Consider the following 14,910-nt stretch of genomic DNA (forward strand, 5'->3'; position numbering starts at 1 on the left):
ATGTTTTCTCCTTTAATTGACCAGCTTATACACGCGCTTCGCATTCTTCCTGGGGTAGGCCCTAAATCTGCCCAACGAATGGCGTTGAATTTATTGGAACACAATAGAGAAGGCGCCAGTCAATTAGCCGTAGCACTTCAACAATCGATAGCGTCTGTCACACGCTGCAATCAATGTCGAACATTAACCGAACAAGCGCTGTGTAATATTTGTGCCAACACAAAGCGAAACCACAAGCTACTATGTGTTGTGGAAACGCCTGCGGATGTACTAGCGTTAGAGCAGGCTGGTATATTTTCTGGCGTATATTTTGTCTTGTTGGGAAAATTATCTCCCATAGACGGAATAGGGCCGAAAGAAATTGGTATGGATATTTTAAATAATCGATTTCAAACAGAAGAGATAGACGAACTTATTATTGCGACCAACCCCACGATTGAGGGTGAAGCCACCTCTCATTATATTGCTGAAAAAGCAAAAAAACATGGAATAAAAGTGTCGCGTATTGCTCATGGTGTACCCATTGGGGGCGAGCTAGAGTATATCGATGGCGGAACTCTTGCGCATGCGCTTTCCAGCCGAAGAGAAGTTTAAAATTTATGTCACAATCATTGTGTACCCAAGAAATTCATTGGGTTGATACAGAAAAATCTCTAAACGAACTCTGTCAACGCTGGCAAGCGAGTAACATTCTTGCTGTGGATACAGAGTTTATGCGCAGCCAAACTTACTACCCTATTGCGGGCCTTATCCAGGTGAATGATGGTAACGCCAATTATTTGATAGACCCTGTCGCCATTGCTGATTGTTCGGCTTTTGCTGCATTACTGATCAATCCTACTATCATTAAAGTGCTGCACTCGTGCTCGGAAGATCTTGAGGTGTTTCAACGGTTGCTCAATGTTGTACCTGTGAATTTATTCGATACACAAATTGCAGCGGCTTTATGTGGTTACGGTTTCTCAGTAGGGTATGGCAATCTAGTTAAGGCTATTTTAAATAAAGATTTACCTAAAACAGAAACTCGTTCGGATTGGTTGCAGCGCCCCTTAAGCGCCTCGCAAATTGAATATGCGGCTATCGATGTTGAAGATTTATTTCAGTTGGCCAAAATACTGGTATTAAAACTGAAAAACGTGGATAGGCTTTTTTGGTTGACGGAGGAATGCGAGCATATCCTGCAAACGTATCTCGAAAATCAAGATGAAAACAAATGTCATGTTCGCTTCAAGCAGGCATGGAAGCTCAACCCGCAAAAATTGGGTGTTTTAATAAAGCTTGCGGTGTGGCGTGAGCGACAAGCGAAACAGCGCGATATACCCCGTAATCGGGTCGTTAAAGAGCATTCACTCCTCGATATTGCTATGACAGCGCCGAATCATGTTGGCCAGCTACGCCGTTTTGACGGGATAGCAGAGCGGATGATACGTACCGACGGCGAGCACCTTATTCAACTTGTACAAGAGGCTATGGCTGTCGACCCTGCGGACTACCCTAAGGCAATGGATAAACCGTTAACCAACAGTGAAAACAAATGGGTTAAAGCCATGCGCGCGCGTATTGTTGCGTTAGCCGAGGAATTGGACGTAGCGCCAGAAATTTTGCTAAAAAAGCGTGATTACGAAGCGATTACTCGAGCGTTTATTCACAAAGAACCACTCGATACAGCCGAAATAGCATCACACTTAAAGTCAACTGTTGGTGGTTGGCGATACGCCATTGTGGCAGAACCTTTGGCAGATGTTATTGGTTCTATCCAGTCACTAGACGACTAAGTTGTTTAACGGTTTAACCTCAATTTTTTTGAATTGAAAACAGTTGTAATCTTATGGCAGTTATTACCAGTATTTTTAGGTCTAAAAAGAAAGAAGGCATGTATTTGTACGTGCGCAAAGGGTTTGATTTGCTGACGTTACCGGAGGCTTTGTTAAAGCAGTTTGGGCAGCCAGAACTGGCGATGACGTTATTGCTAACACCTGAGAAAAAGCTGGCCAGAGTCGATGTTCAAAAAGTTATCGAGGGTATCGAAACGCAAGACTTCTTTTTGCAGATGCCGCCTAGCAGTGTAACGTCGGAAGAATATATGCAAAAAATACCCAATTCGAAACTGGGGCAACGTTAGTGCCCATGGCTGTATCGAGGTTCTGGCAAGATAAAAGCCTTGAGCAGATGTCTCGCGAAGAATGGGAATCACTTTGTGACGGGTGTGGGCGGTGCTGTTTACATAAGCTCGAGGATGAAGACACGGATGAGCTGTACTTTACACGCGTTGCGTGTCGAAATTTAAATGAGTCTACTTGTCGCTGTATCGATTACCCTAATCGAAAAACGCTAGTACCGGAATGTTTAGTGTTAACACCGGAAGAGCCAGCTGTTTTTGACTGGCTGCCCGACACTTGTGCTTATCGCTTGTTGTCTCAGGGTAATCCCTTACCAAGTTGGCATCCACTTATTAGTGGTACAACAGAAAGTGTAGTGCTTGCAGGTATATCCGTGAAGGGTAAAGTTGTATCAGAAAACTCGGTGCACCCCGATGATATGGAAGATCATGTCATCCATTGGGTGTAGTGGGAAAGGCACATAAGGTCGTGAAAATGGTTTTTTCTACGCACTCACGAAACTTAATGTGCGCAAGCATAACTAAACGTTCAATGAAAAGAGTTCAATGAGGTTGGCATGACAGAGGTAATAGACGATTTACAGTCACGTATTGCGTACCAAGAAGATACTATTAATACGTTAAATCAGCAGGTTATAACATTGGACAAAGAGGTTCACGACCTCCAAAAACAATTACATCTGCTTTATAAAAAAGTTGATGATGTCGTTTATCAGCTAGAGCAAGGTCAAACGACGGTTGCGGCGCTGCATGATGAGCGCCCACCACACTATTGAGGGTCGCTACGTTTGCGGCTGGATCTTTCGGGCGCTGCAGAATTTTGCACTTTAACGTAACATTGACGGGACAACGTACTAGGACAATCGCCTTATGATGACTGAAACCGAATATCTTTATGCTTGGCTATATTATTTGTTGGGCGCAGGGTTATTAATCAGTTGTTGGTGGTATGCCACGCGTCGCATTCCTTGGCCAGAGGTTCGACATTTATCGCGGTTGGTCGTTGGTGTCGCAATCGTTGTACCGTGGTATACCAATACCCAGCAAGATTACTTGTCTCCGGCATTATTAATTTCCTTGCTAGAGCTCTTTTTTGAAGGTGCTTCCGCATTTTGGCGCGCAGGAGCTCCTATGCTTGCGGCGGTAGCCGTAGCGGTAGCTTTTTCCACTTTATTTTTTGTTGTCCGTTGGTACTTACACCAGCGAAAAATGGCGCCCACCCGTTAAATTGGTGCGGCACTGTCCACGGCAGGCGGCTGCTATATACCTGTGTTAAGCCCTCTGTAACACAGCAACTTCCGGCATATCCCCAACTTTACTGCTATAAATAACTAAAGCTTATATTCTTCGCCGTGGGGGCATGCAGATCACACTATGATGATTGTAACGCGTATAACAGTGGGCTTAGTGGGCCTGTTTTTCGCAATCGTCAGCGTGGCGCAAGAGCCTGATAGCACCGCGCTTCCTTCATTGCCGCCTGATATTCGTCTTGTGATTGATGTATCCGGCAGCATGAAACGTAATGATCCGAATAATTTACGGCAGCCAGCGATAGAGCTTTTAGTCCAATTGCTTCCGGACAACAGCCGAGCGGGCGTTTGGACCTTTGGCAAATGGATTAATATGCTTGTGCCCCACAAACCTGTAACAACACAGTGGCGGGAGGCGGCACAAGATAAAGCGCAGGATATCAATTCAGTTGGTTTATATACCAATATTGGTGAGGCGCTTGAAAAATCGGCATATGATGTAAAGTCGGCGAATAATAAATACAAAACGTCGATAATTTTATTGACCGATGGCATGGTGGATATTGATAAATCCCCAGAGGTGAACAAGCGAGAATGGAGGCGTATTGTTGATGACGTTCTGCCAAAATTGTCGGATGCTGGCATCACTATTCATACCATCGCGTTGTCCGATAACGCCGATAGAAATTTGATGAATAAATTATCGCTAACTTCTGGCGGTATGGCAGAAGTTGCCCATACCGCTGATGATTTGATGCGTATTTTTTTAAAAACCTTTGATGCAGCAGTGCCCTCCGAGCAAGTTCCCCTTACCGATAATCAATTTGTAATCGATTCGAGTGTTGAAGAGTTTACGGCGCTTATATTTCGTAATAAAACGGATGAGCAGACGGCGCTAATTGGCCCGGATGGCGTTATCTATTCAGACAGTGAAAAGTCATCGGACGTTAAATGGTATAGGGACGGTAAGTACGACCTAATAACGGTTAAACGCCCCTTAGAGGGCGAGTGGGGTGTGCAGGCCGATATGGCGCCAGACAGCCGAATAACGGTGGTGAGTAATTTAAACTTACGAGTAAAGCCATTACCGCTTAATGTATTTGATGGCCAAGTTGAAGCCTTAAATTTCTTTCTACAGGAAGACGGAAAGATAATTGATCGGCCAGAATTTCTTTCTTTAATGACCATTGATGCATCTATGGAAGCTGGGAACGATGAATTCGATTTAACGCAATTTTGGGTAAAGGCGCTTTCGGACGAATCGGTTCCAAGTGATGGCCGGTATCATCAGGAATTGCCGGCATTCAATAAAGACGGTATTTATCAAGTTAGTGTTGTTGTCGATGGGAAAACCTTCATACGACAATTTAATCATCAGTTTACGGTTAGGCAAGAGTTCGGTGCAGAGGTAAAACACGTTTTTATCGACGGAAAAACTGAATATGTATTGATTGCCAATTCATTTAATCAAAACATCGACATTCCCAATACTCAGGTAGTCGCAACAATTATTTCGCCCGAAGGTCGAAAGAAAATACGGCCCCTTACCGCAACCGATCTCGATACTTGGAAAGCAACGCTATTGCCTGATTACGAAGGCGAGTATAAAGCACAGATTAAAATAAAAGGATTATATACCGACGGTAATGCGTTTGAATCTTCGTTGAATGAAATAAGTTTTCATTATTCATTAGATGGAGGGTTTGTTGAGGAGGAAACCCCCTTTTTTGAAGAGGAGCCTGTTGTAAGCGTCAGCGCGACACCCGTGCCGACCGCGGCTCCGACCGAGGCCATTGAACAACCAGAACCGGCCGATGGCACGGAGGCTGATAATATTGAAGCGTCGCCTAGCGAAAGTGTGCCTATGTGGATGATTTATTCAATCTTAGGCGTGGGTAATTTATTGCTATTGGGTCTTGGTATTTTCGCTTATAAAAAAATGATGGGGAAAAATGATGATGTTCTCGATCAGTTTTCAGACGAAAATATTGAGCAAGCGCCTGCCGAAGATAAGGCTGAGGGCGATAGCGAAGATGAGGCTTTAAGTGAGGCGTCGAGTGCAGAGGATGAGGCAGAGGAAGAGCCTCCAATGGAAGATCTTGAGCCCGTGATGGATCAATTGACACCCGATGAAGACGACGACTTAGATCCTGAGCCCGCGATGGAAGCGCTACCAGATCCAGTCGCGGAAGCACCTATAGATGAAAGCACAGAAGAGCTAGATGATTTAGATAGCATGGCTGATGAACTGCCAGAGGAAGATCAAGAGCAAGCTGAAGATGATGATATGGTCGCTGACATGTTAAAAGCGCAAGGGCTAGATTTAGCTGAAGATGAGCTAGATGAAGCCATATCAACCTTGATCGACGACCTTGATGACGACGATGACATGGACGAGGATGAACCGAAAGGTTAACGCATTCGACGCGTACACATACCGAGTACTATTCTTGTTTCTGGGTATGCTGCGCGGTAAAAATAGGCAATAGCACACTATTCTTAACGCGAATGCAGAGGTGTTTGTGTATTCGAAGCTCCTACGTCTTTTAAAAATTCATAATAGCGTCGAAGGCTTTTTTGGGTTGATGTTGCGTGTCGAACAATAGCGGGAAATCGGCTCGGCCAGAATCAAATTCAGACAGCCACGTATTATCATCAGCAATTCCCCAAAGGGTAACACTGGCAATAATATCACTGTTACGACGAAACATTTCAAAGAACGCCGCATAACGCTCCGCTTGTTTAAGTTTTAAACTCTCAGGAATACTTGCTTCGGTATAGTAGTCCTTTTCTGTATACGGAAAACCTCCAATATAAAGCGATACATCCATTTCTGTGATGTGAACCTCAAGCCCGAGCGATGCATATAATTGAATGGCTTTTTCTAGGTTTTTAACGCTTTGTTGTGATGACTGATGGTTTGGATCGTTAGATGGAATCGTGTTGATATGAGCTTGTAAACCTACGCCGTGTACAGGCACATCTTGGTTCAGTAATGTTTGCAGTAAATTAAAAATGGCCTGTTGGCGAGCCGGAATGTAATTGTAGTAATCGTTGTAAAAAAGTTTAGCTTTTGGGTCTGCTGCGTGAGCGGTATGGAATGCCTCAGCAATATACTCCTCTCCGGCAATGCCGTACCACGCGCTCTTCTGGTCGTCGGCTTCTTCGGTGTGCGTGCGCATGGTACCGTCATCCATTATAGCTTCGTTAACAACATCCCAGGCCTCAATACGGCCTTTAAAGTGGCTAACCACTGTCGTAATATGCGCACGCATTTTACTGAGCAATTCGTCTTTGCTTACCGGCTTACCATCGCTATTGTTAAACAGCCAATCTGGGGTTTGACGATGCCATACGAGTGCGTGTCCACGCGTGGACAAACCATTCTCCCGCGCGAAGTTAATCATGTTGTCAGCCGTTTCAAAGGTGAATTCACCTTCAATGTTTTGCAGTTGTTCAAACTTCATTGCATTTTCGGTGGTCATACTACTGAAATGATTTTTTAACAGGGGTGAATGAGTTATGTAAGACTCAAGATCGGCCGTGGCCCCTACAAGAAAAAAATCGGCGTAGCGCTCTTTTAAGGTCATAAGCGCGTTAGGGCTTTCTGCCGCATTGGGTGCGGATGCGTTGCAGCCTGTTAGTATGACTGGGAATAGCAAACACAGTGAGAGCAATGGCCTTAGCGAGGGCATGATGAAGTCTTCCTTATATTATTGTCATTACGACTTTAACATGAAGTTGTATCGAGGAAAATGAGGTAATCGGCGCTTGTCGGTCATGCTGCTCCCGTTGGATAACACGGTCGCAAGTAAGCAGAATGGCGGAGGCCTTTACTATTGGCTTTAAAACGGCCTATTGATAGGGGTTAGGCTTGACGGTTATTTTACAATAACGTTAGGCTTACGTTATCGAATTCCCCATAGATTTGATTGATGTCAGCAAGCTTTTTTAAAGGGTCGCTACACTAGTGTGGTGCTAAAGCGGTAGCCTGCTAACGGTAGGTTTTTAGAGGATATTCCCACATTGTGTAGAGTCAAATGACAATATTTGAGCGTCCAGACCAGCCTCCATTCCCTTCTCTAGTCGCAGCCCTTGAGTCGTTACAAAAGCGTCTTGAGCTATGTCGTTTCACTCGCCAGCAACTTATGCGGATTGAAATGCCTATGCACCCTATTAACGTGCTGGATTGGCTTGCTTCAATTAAGACTAGTGCGCGTTGCTATTATTCCAATCGTGAGAACACAACGACCGTTGCCGGCCTTGGCGTGGCGGCGGAACTAGTGGCCGTTAAACCCAGTGATATCTCAGCGGTATTTACCCAGGCGGCGCAATGGGTTGCCGGCAGTGGAGCGTGTTGGGTGGGGGGGTGTGCCTTTAATGGTCGTCCTGGCGCGCATCAATGGCAAGGTTTTCCGGGTGCCCGTTTTGTACTGCCATTAATCGAGGTTAGAGAGCAGCACGGGCTATTTCGTTTAGCGTTTAATCTTCGCGCAGCGACCTTCGGTGAATGGCAACAACAATTGATGGCCATTCATAGTATCGTTCGGGCGCTGCGTGGCGTGACAGAGTCGTCATCGCCCGTAGGCCTAGTAGAGGCTCGCAGCGACAGTGTTGATCGTGAACTATGGCGTGAACAGGTAAAAGAAAGCTTAGGGCGTATCCGTAAAAACGAGTTAAAAAAGGTGGTGCTGGCTCGCGAAGTTATGTTGAAATTGTCGGCGCCGGCCAACCCTTTTATCGCACTTCAGGCCTTGGAGCGCAATAATCCCAATACCTATACTTTTGCTATTGAGTCGGCTGGGAAGATATTTTTTGGTTGCAGCCCTGAGCGTTTATTTCGTAGAGAAGACAACAACGTGCTAACAGAAGCCTTGGCAGGAACGGTCAAAAGAGGGCGTTCTATTGTTGAAGATAAGGCTTTAGAAAATACGCTATTACACGATTCAAAGCTGATTCATGAACATCATTTGGTGTCGCAGGCGATTAATGAAAGTTTACATGCCGTGATTGAGGGCGGTGTCACTCTCGGTGATGTTGAAGTTGTAAAGCTTGGATGTGTACAGCACCGTTATCAAAAGCTTACGGCGAGTGTTCATGCCGCGAGTGATAATGGTGTGTTGTATGAAAAACTTCACCCTACGCCCGCTATTTGTGGTTACCCACGCGAAGCGGCCAAACATGTTATTAACGAAATCGAGCAGCTTAGTCGTGGCTGGTACAGCGGTAATGTTGGTATTATCGAAGAAAAAAGTTGTGAGCTAAGCGTCGCTATTCGCTCGGCTTTGTGGGATAAAAAACGCCTCTGGTTATACTCTGGCGTCGGTATTGTCGATGGCTCGAACGCGTTAGATGAATGGAATGAATTGGAAAGTAAAATCGAATCTATGCTGATGGCTCTTGGTTATACGGTAGCGCCCGCGAGTATGATGCAGAGCGACACGGTGGCCTTGCATTACAATGCGTGAAAATGGACTGTGGGCGGCAACTTTGTTACGAGGTTGTTATGAGTGGGGCGTGCGACATATTTGTATTGCCCCAGGTAGTCGAAGCGCGCCCCTCGCTATTGCCGCGTATTACGCACAAAAAGCCTTGCCGGGCATTACATTGCATACGCATTTCGACGAGCGAGGCTTGGGTTTTTTTGCGCTTAATCTTGCGCGAGTCACGGAATCTCCTACGATTATCATCACAACTTCAGGTACCGCTGTTGCTAACGTGCATCCCGCAATTATTGAAGCGTATGAAACGGCTACACCGCTATGGGTGTTGTCGGCAGATCGCACCGACGATTTACTGAACTGTGGTGCCAATCAGGCCATTCAACAGAAAAACGTATTTGGCCTCAATGTTTTAAGCGCCGCAAACTTTACCGTGGATAGCCCCATAGAAACGTTATTGGGCGAAGTGGCAACAACCGCGGGCCCAATCCACCTCAATTGTCAGTTTGCCGAACCACTATATTTAACACGCGAAGCGGGCTTCTTATCGGTATTGCGTGAGACAGATTTCAGTTCTAAACGCTGTAATAACTTTTCTGAAAAAGTTGAAAATCCGCTGTTGAGCCGGCGTCTCGACAACATCGCTGCGGGCAACACGATCGTAGTATTAGGCGCGTTAACGCCGAGCCAAGCGCTGGCCTTAACGCCGTGGCTTCAATTGCTCCAATGCCCGATTGTAGCGGATGTGGCAAGCCAGTATCGGTTTTCGGGTAGTGCTCAACTGGTTGAATATGCCGATGTGTTGTTGCACTCTCCCGATAATCTTGCACTCTTACAGGCCGATTGTGTGGTGCAGTTTGGCGGGCGTATTGTGAGCAAACGCCTTAATCGTTGGTTAGCGCAGCGCGAAGGTGAATATTGGTTATTTGCAGAACACGCTAAAAATCTAGACCCTACCCACAAAGCTATGCAATACCCTATTAAATTCTGCGAGATAGACCATTATGTGGCCCCGTCGACACTGGTGCATTCCGGTACGGCTGGGTTGCTGCAGGCAAGTCGTCGGGTGCGTGATGCTGTTCCTGCGTTATTGGCCAACCAATGGAGTGAGGCGGGTGTGTGCTGGGCGCTATTGAGCAACGAGTTGGACAACGCGGCTATATTTGCAGGCAATAGCCTCAGCATCCGCATGCTCGATACTTATTGCGCGGCTAATCACAAGAATTCACCGATACACACTAACCGAGGGGCGAGCGGCATTGATGGCCTTGTGGCCAGTGCGGTTGCTTTGGGTTGGTCTAAAATGGCCATTAAGCAAATTATTTTAATCGTTGGCGATACGGCTCTTTTACATGATTTAAATAGCCTGGCGCTCGCCGAAAAAAGTGCTTTACCTTTAAAAATTATCGTACTTAATAATAACGGTGGTCGGATATTCGGTTTATTACCCGCCGTTCATGAAGCGGCTTATACCGAACTTTTTGTGATGCCCACTGAGAAAACGTTCGATGGCGCTTGCCTTCAATTCGGAATGGCTTATCAACAAGCCAATGACATGCCATCGTTTAAAACGGCACTAACGACATTGCTAAATGGCACAGCATCTATGATGTTAGAGTGTGTGTTCGAGAGCGATACGGTTACAACCGATTATTTACACGCTAACCTGAACGCGCTGAATGTAGGCTTATGACCGCCCCCAAAACGCTCGTTTTCTTGCCTGGGTTTCTAGGCGCTAAAACCGATTTTGACACGGTTATCGCGCACTTGCCTAGCAATGTGAGCACGGTGGTGTTAACGCTTCCCGATAGCGTGAAACAATCTGTAACGTTCGACGCGTGTGTTGTTGATTGGTTTAAAAGTACGCAAGGCCAGCTGCCAACGGCCTTCTATCTCTATGGTTATTCATTAGGTGGGCGATTTGCGATGGCCATTGCGCAGTATCTTAGCCGGCAATCGCCCGATGCATTGCGTGGTTTAATGATAGAAAGCGCGCACCCAGGCTTGAGCCTCCAGCATGAAAAAACGCAGCGTTTAGCGTCTGACAAAAAATGGGCGAATGCCTTTAAAAACGAACCCTTGGGTGAGGTTTTATTGTCATGGTATCGCCAGCCAGTATTTTCCAGTTTAACGGCCTCGACCATTGCACAGTTTATACAGAAAAAAAGTCACCTTAATGGTCTTAAAATGGCTGAGCAACTCTTGAATTTTAGTTTGGCAAATCAACCCAATTACTCGAGTTTTCTTCGTTCGTTAACATGCCCTTTAGCGTACCTTTCGGGCGAATACGACCGTAAATTTACACACGTTGGCCGCAGTTTAGGGGTTGGTACTCATCGAATAATTAAGGGCGCGGGTCACAATATTCATTATTCACACGCGAAGAGCGTAGCGAAACAATTAACGTTAATGTTTAAACAGTAGAGCGAAGACTATGACGAATCCAGCAGCAAGTTCCGTAACACCCGCACTGCAGTGGTGTGAAGCTGATGCGCGTTTTACCGATATTCTTTATCAGAAAGCCGAAGGCATTGCTAAAATCACTATTAATCGGCCAGACGTGCGTAATGCCTTTCGCCCTCAAACAATTGTGGAAATACGCACGGCCTTATCGGATGCCCGATATGACGAAACTATTGGCGTTATTGTGTTAACGGGGCAGGGCGATATGGCTTTTTGTTCTGGTGGCGACCAGCGAGTGCGTGGCGATTCGGGTTATCAAGATGATACGGGTACGCACCATTTAAATGTTCTCGACTTACAAAAGGAAATTCGTTCAGTACCTAAGCCTGTTATTGCAATGGTTGCGGGTTTTTCGATCGGCGGCGGGCACGTGCTGCATTTAGTTTGTGATATTACCATTGCAGCAGAGAATGCCCGATTCGGCCAAACTGGCCCGAAGGTAGGCTCTTTCGATGGCGGTTTTGGTGCAAGTTATATGGCGAGTTTAATTGGCCCCAAAAAAGCAAAAGAAATCTGGTTTATGTGCCGTCAATACGGGGCTAAAGAAGCGCTGGAAATGGGTTTGGTAAATACAGTTGTTCCACTAGAACAGCTGGAAATTGAGACGGTGCAGTGGGCAAAAGAAATGTTGCAGCAATCGCCTATTTCAATAAGAGTCTTAAAGTCTGCGTTTAATGCAGGCTTCGATGGTCAAGCAGGCATACAAGAGCTGGCAGGAAACGCGACCATGCTTTTTTATATGACGGAAGAAGGTCAGGAAGGGCGCAATGCTTATTTAGAAAAACGTCCACCCGATTTTTCTAAATTTAAAAGGCAACCATAGGAAACGTTTTTGGAATCGCCTATTGAATCTCTCATGCTATACCGGGCTGTCTTGCCCTACAAGGCGCCGTTACACTTGGCCAGCGGTATTGCGTTTAGCCGGGAAGTCATTCTACTGGAGTGGACAGTAAACGGAGAGAAATTTTGGAGTGAGATAGCGCCACTTCCGGGGTTCAGCCAAGAAAGCTTAACCCAATGTCTTGTTCAGCTTAGAACGTTTTTCTCGAAGAGTAATTATCATACGTTGTCGGCGTTGCATGAATTTAGTCGGGGCGATACTTGTTACCCCTCTGTAGCGCTTGGTTGCAGCGTAGAAAGTTTTCAATCACATTCTAGCCTTCAGTCTAGCCCTCGGCCGCCGTCAAATGTGTGTACATTACTGACGTATGAAAATCATTGCGGTAAAGGCGAAGCATTAGTGTCTGACGAAGGGTTAAAAGATTCTGCTGTGGTGAAAATGAAAGTTGGAATGCTGCCGCTTAAAGAGGATATCGCTCGAATTGATCGTATATGTAACTTAACCTCATTTAAGGGGAGTATTCGATTAGATGCGAACCAGCAATGGTCACTCGCCGATATTGAATGGCTCAGTAAAAACATCGATACCGCTCGTATTCAATGGATTGAAGAGCCGCTAACGGTGGCTCAGGAATACCGTGAGTGGGGGACAGTGACTGATCTTCGTTTTGCTTATGATGAAAGTTTATATCGTTCAGAACAACCGCCCGTTTTCTATACAGGCTTAACCGCCTTAGTGTTAAAACCAATGTTGCTTGGGCCGCATCGTGTTAAAGCGTTATGTGGCTGGGCTGCGCTACATCAATGTGAAACGGTATTGAGTAGTAGTTTTGAATCGATTGTGGGTATGGCGTATCTCTACCAGCTAGCGGAAAACTGGCCTTGTTCGCAATACCATGGTTTCGACACGTTAAAATACTTTACGGATGCTTACAGTGCTCGGTCACATATGCGCTTCGTGACCCCGATAGAACGGTTGATCCCACATGCCTAATTTTATTGCTCACCTGTTAGGTGTTAGTGCTTTACCTGAGACGTTTACGCCCTTTTTGCTGGGTGATAACGTGTCTTTTTCGTTTGCCGAATTTGACAATAGTGTTGAATTCATTGGGCAAGGGCTTTCTTCGCTAAAGCCGGGCGACCGTGTGTTAATCGCTGTGGATAGATCATGGAAGAGCCTTGCGTTGATGTTTGCGGTGATACGCGTAGGGGCAATTGCCATCCCTATCGATTGTAATCTTCCGAAAGCACGCGTTACGTTATTACAGTCGACGTTCGCTATAAGGCACTACGTGGACGCTCGAACGCACCTAGAGAACGACGCTTATCGGCCTTCAGCGACTAGCAGCCTGCGAGCGATAGACCGTTTTGATCAGAACGAACCTTGTTTAGGTATTTTTACCTCGGGTTCAACGGGCACGCCAAAGTTGGTATATCACGGTTGGTGTAATTTAAAAACTCAAGCCGACGCGTGTAACCAACTCATACCGCTCAATGCGGGTGATAGAACGTTATCGAGTTTACCGTTTTATCATATTGCAGGGTTTGCACAGGTGATAAGAGCGTTACTGTCTTCTTCAACATTAGTCTTAAGTGGTGTTGTGGAGGATGCAGAGAATCTACGTCGCTGGGCTATTACGCATACCTCGCTTGTTAGCACGCAATTGCAACGCTTGTTGGTGTGCAACGGCTCGGTGGATTCCCTAAAAGCAGTACTCATTGGCGGTGGGCCAAGTGACCCAGAAGTGATTGCGCAGGCGCAGCAGCGAGGCTACCCACTTTGGTTAACCTATGGTATGACCGAGACCGCATCGCAATTAATAACCCTCTCACCTAGTGGACGTTGTTCTGTTATTAACGGCAATACCCTTAAACTATCGGGCAGCGGTGAGTTACTGGTACGCGGGAGCAACCTTTTTTTAGGGTATTGGTCTGAAGGTCGCTTGAATGATGGGCGAGACGAAGATGGTTGGTTTCATACGCGAGATTGCGCTGTAGTGAATAAGGGCCATTGGGTAATTACGGGGCGTACCGATAGCCAATATATTAGCGGTGGTAAAAACATACAACCCGAAGAAATTGAACATGCGTTACGAGAATTACACAGTATAGAAACCGCAGTTGTTGTGCCTGTTCCCCATTCTGAATTTGGGAACGCGTCATTTGCTTTAGTGTGTCTGAGAGGGCGCGAGAAACTTGACGACGCATTTATTCAAGGAATAATAAGGGAATTAAAGCTAACGTTACCCCGTTATTTAGTGCCAAGACAATATGCTCTTTTACCAAACGGAGAAGGCGCAAGCCAAGGCCAAAAATTTAATCGCAAAGCGTTACGTCGGTTAGCGTTGAGCATTCAACAGGAAAGGCTTTTATGAGTATTTGGAAAAAGCAGGCCACACCCGCGCAATTTAATGCTTTCAGTGAGAACACTCTCGTTAGTCATTTGGATATTAAAATTACGGAGATAGGTGACGATTATATTAAAGGCACAATGCCGGTTAAAGATTTTACGCGGCAACCTATGGGGTACTTGCACGGTGGAGCTTCAGTTGTGTTGGCCGAAACCCTTGGGAGTATTGCCGGCCATCTTGTGGTAGGCGACGAGAAAAACTGTTTTGGTGTAGAGGTAAACGCTAACCATTTACGCTCTGTTAAAGAGGGCATGGTAACCGCAACGGTAAGGCCCATTCGAATCGGTTCCACGCTGCACGTATGGGATATTCAAATAACAGACGAAAGAGACGAACTTATCTGTGTTTCTAGGCTTACCCTGGCGGTTAAAGATTTTCGTTAGGTG

General features: G+C 46.0%; 15 protein-coding genes. 14 read left to right on the plus strand and 1 reads right to left on the minus strand.

Annotation, left to right across the window (positions count from 1 at the left end; all coding sequences use genetic code 11):
* The 7 genes from recR (at position 1) to H5647_RS12325 (ending at position 5,785) form a co-directional block, all read left to right on the plus strand.
* Entirely contained in the window at positions 1-594 is a 594-nt protein-coding gene (recR, locus tag H5647_RS12295) for a recombination mediator RecR (protein WP_045858901.1), read from the plus strand.
* Between the two features lie 5 nt (positions 595-599).
* Positions 600-1,775, plus strand: coding sequence for a ribonuclease D (gene rnd / locus H5647_RS12300; protein ID WP_045858902.1), 1,176 nt, complete (start codon positions 600-602; stop codon positions 1,773-1,775).
* Positions 1,776-1,828: 53 nt separating this feature from the next.
* Positions 1,829-2,122: a YcgL domain-containing protein gene (locus H5647_RS12305; protein WP_045858904.1), complete on the plus strand. Its 294-nt coding sequence runs from the start codon at positions 1,829-1,831 to the stop codon at positions 2,120-2,122.
* Positions 2,123-2,127: 5 nt separating this feature from the next.
* Positions 2,128-2,568 carry a YcgN family cysteine cluster protein gene (locus H5647_RS12310; protein ID WP_045861342.1) on the plus strand — a complete coding sequence of 147 codons (441 nt, stop codon included), beginning with the start codon at positions 2,128-2,130 and terminating at the stop codon, positions 2,566-2,568.
* A gap of 108 nt (positions 2,569-2,676) precedes the next feature.
* Entirely contained in the window at positions 2,677-2,895 is a 219-nt protein-coding gene (locus tag H5647_RS12315) for a SlyX family protein (protein ID WP_045858906.1), read from the plus strand.
* 94 nt (positions 2,896-2,989) lie between these two features.
* Entirely contained in the window at positions 2,990-3,346 is a 357-nt protein-coding gene (locus H5647_RS12320) for a hypothetical protein (RefSeq protein WP_045858908.1), read from the plus strand.
* A 147-nt stretch (positions 3,347-3,493) separates the two neighbouring features.
* A complete protein-coding gene (locus tag H5647_RS12325) occupies positions 3,494-5,785 on the plus strand; it encodes a VWA domain-containing protein (RefSeq protein ID WP_052692042.1) in 2,292 nt (763 codons plus the stop codon).
* A 130-nt stretch (positions 5,786-5,915) separates the two neighbouring features.
* Here the strand turns inward: H5647_RS12325 and H5647_RS12330 are convergent, their stop codons facing one another.
* Complete coding sequence (locus H5647_RS12330; protein ID WP_082087045.1) at positions 5,916-7,064, minus strand: endo-1,4-beta-xylanase; 1,149 nt, start codon at positions 7,062-7,064, stop codon at positions 5,916-5,918.
* A 345-nt stretch (positions 7,065-7,409) separates the two neighbouring features.
* Here H5647_RS12330 and H5647_RS12335 point away from each other — a divergent pair, with 345 nt between their 5' ends.
* From H5647_RS12335 to H5647_RS12365, 7 genes are read left to right on the plus strand one after another with little or no spacing between them, the layout of a single operon-like run.
* Positions 7,410-8,837 carry an isochorismate synthase gene (locus H5647_RS12335; RefSeq protein WP_082087046.1) on the plus strand — a complete coding sequence of 476 codons (1,428 nt, stop codon included), beginning with the start codon at positions 7,410-7,412 and terminating at the stop codon, positions 8,835-8,837.
* The gene (menD, locus tag H5647_RS12340; RefSeq protein ID WP_045858910.1) at positions 8,830-10,503 is read left to right on the plus strand and encodes a 2-succinyl-5-enolpyruvyl-6-hydroxy-3-cyclohexene-1-carboxylic-acid synthase; all 1,674 of its coding nucleotides are present in this window, start codon (positions 8,830-8,832) and stop codon (positions 10,501-10,503) included. Before H5647_RS12335 ends, menD begins: the two co-directional genes overlap by 8 nt.
* Positions 10,500-11,234 carry an alpha/beta fold hydrolase gene (locus H5647_RS12345; protein WP_045858912.1) on the plus strand — a complete coding sequence of 245 codons (735 nt, stop codon included), beginning with the start codon at positions 10,500-10,502 and terminating at the stop codon, positions 11,232-11,234. Before menD ends, H5647_RS12345 begins: the two co-directional genes overlap by 4 nt.
* A gap of 10 nt (positions 11,235-11,244) precedes the next feature.
* The gene (gene menB, locus H5647_RS12350; protein ID WP_045858913.1) at positions 11,245-12,096 is read left to right on the plus strand and encodes a 1,4-dihydroxy-2-naphthoyl-CoA synthase; all 852 of its coding nucleotides are present in this window, start codon (positions 11,245-11,247) and stop codon (positions 12,094-12,096) included.
* A gap of 9 nt (positions 12,097-12,105) precedes the next feature.
* Positions 12,106-13,107 carry an enolase C-terminal domain-like protein gene (locus H5647_RS12355; protein WP_045858915.1) on the plus strand — a complete coding sequence of 334 codons (1,002 nt, stop codon included), beginning with the start codon at positions 12,106-12,108 and terminating at the stop codon, positions 13,105-13,107.
* A complete protein-coding gene (locus H5647_RS12360) occupies positions 13,100-14,488 on the plus strand; it encodes an AMP-binding protein (RefSeq protein WP_052692044.1) in 1,389 nt (462 codons plus the stop codon). The genes H5647_RS12355 and H5647_RS12360 overlap by 8 nt, the downstream gene beginning before the upstream one ends.
* Complete coding sequence (locus H5647_RS12365; protein WP_045858919.1) at positions 14,485-14,907, plus strand: hotdog fold thioesterase; 423 nt, start codon at positions 14,485-14,487, stop codon at positions 14,905-14,907. The genes H5647_RS12360 and H5647_RS12365 overlap by 4 nt, the downstream gene beginning before the upstream one ends.
* The last annotated feature ends 3 nt before the right edge of the window (positions 14,908-14,910 follow it).

The organism is Teredinibacter purpureus (genome assembly GCF_014217335.1).
Taxonomy (GTDB): domain Bacteria; phylum Pseudomonadota; class Gammaproteobacteria; order Pseudomonadales; family Cellvibrionaceae; genus Teredinibacter; species Teredinibacter purpureus.

What these genes read in the sequence shown, in the direction of transcription:
- H5647_RS12335 (WP_082087046.1), top strand. Translation starts at nt 7,410, where the DNA reads ATGACAATATTTGAGCGTCCAGACCAGCCTCCATTCCCTTCTCTAGTC.
- menB (WP_045858913.1), top strand. Translation starts at nt 11,245, where the DNA reads ATGACGAATCCAGCAGCAAGTTCCGTAACACCCGCACTGCAGTGGTGT.
- H5647_RS12345 (WP_045858912.1), top strand. Translation starts at nt 10,500, where the DNA reads ATGACCGCCCCCAAAACGCTCGTTTTCTTGCCTGGGTTTCTAGGCGCT.
- H5647_RS12360 (WP_052692044.1), top strand. Translation starts at nt 13,100, where the DNA reads ATGCCTAATTTTATTGCTCACCTGTTAGGTGTTAGTGCTTTACCTGAG.
- rnd (WP_045858902.1), top strand. Translation starts at nt 600, where the DNA reads ATGTCACAATCATTGTGTACCCAAGAAATTCATTGGGTTGATACAGAA.
- H5647_RS12365 (WP_045858919.1), top strand. Translation starts at nt 14,485, where the DNA reads ATGAGTATTTGGAAAAAGCAGGCCACACCCGCGCAATTTAATGCTTTC.
- H5647_RS12320 (WP_045858908.1), top strand. Translation starts at nt 2,990, where the DNA reads ATGATGACTGAAACCGAATATCTTTATGCTTGGCTATATTATTTGTTG.
- H5647_RS12315 (WP_045858906.1), top strand. Translation starts at nt 2,677, where the DNA reads ATGACAGAGGTAATAGACGATTTACAGTCACGTATTGCGTACCAAGAA.
- H5647_RS12330 (WP_082087045.1), bottom strand. Translation starts at nt 7,064, where the DNA reads ATGCCCTCGCTAAGGCCATTGCTCTCACTGTGTTTGCTATTCCCAGTC.
- H5647_RS12305 (WP_045858904.1), top strand. Translation starts at nt 1,829, where the DNA reads ATGGCAGTTATTACCAGTATTTTTAGGTCTAAAAAGAAAGAAGGCATG.
- H5647_RS12325 (WP_052692042.1), top strand. Translation starts at nt 3,494, where the DNA reads ATGATGATTGTAACGCGTATAACAGTGGGCTTAGTGGGCCTGTTTTTC.
- recR (WP_045858901.1), top strand. Translation starts at nt 1, where the DNA reads ATGTTTTCTCCTTTAATTGACCAGCTTATACACGCGCTTCGCATTCTT.
- H5647_RS12310 (WP_045861342.1), top strand. Translation starts at nt 2,128, where the DNA reads ATGGCTGTATCGAGGTTCTGGCAAGATAAAAGCCTTGAGCAGATGTCT.
- menD (WP_045858910.1), top strand. Translation starts at nt 8,830, where the DNA reads ATGCGTGAAAATGGACTGTGGGCGGCAACTTTGTTACGAGGTTGTTAT.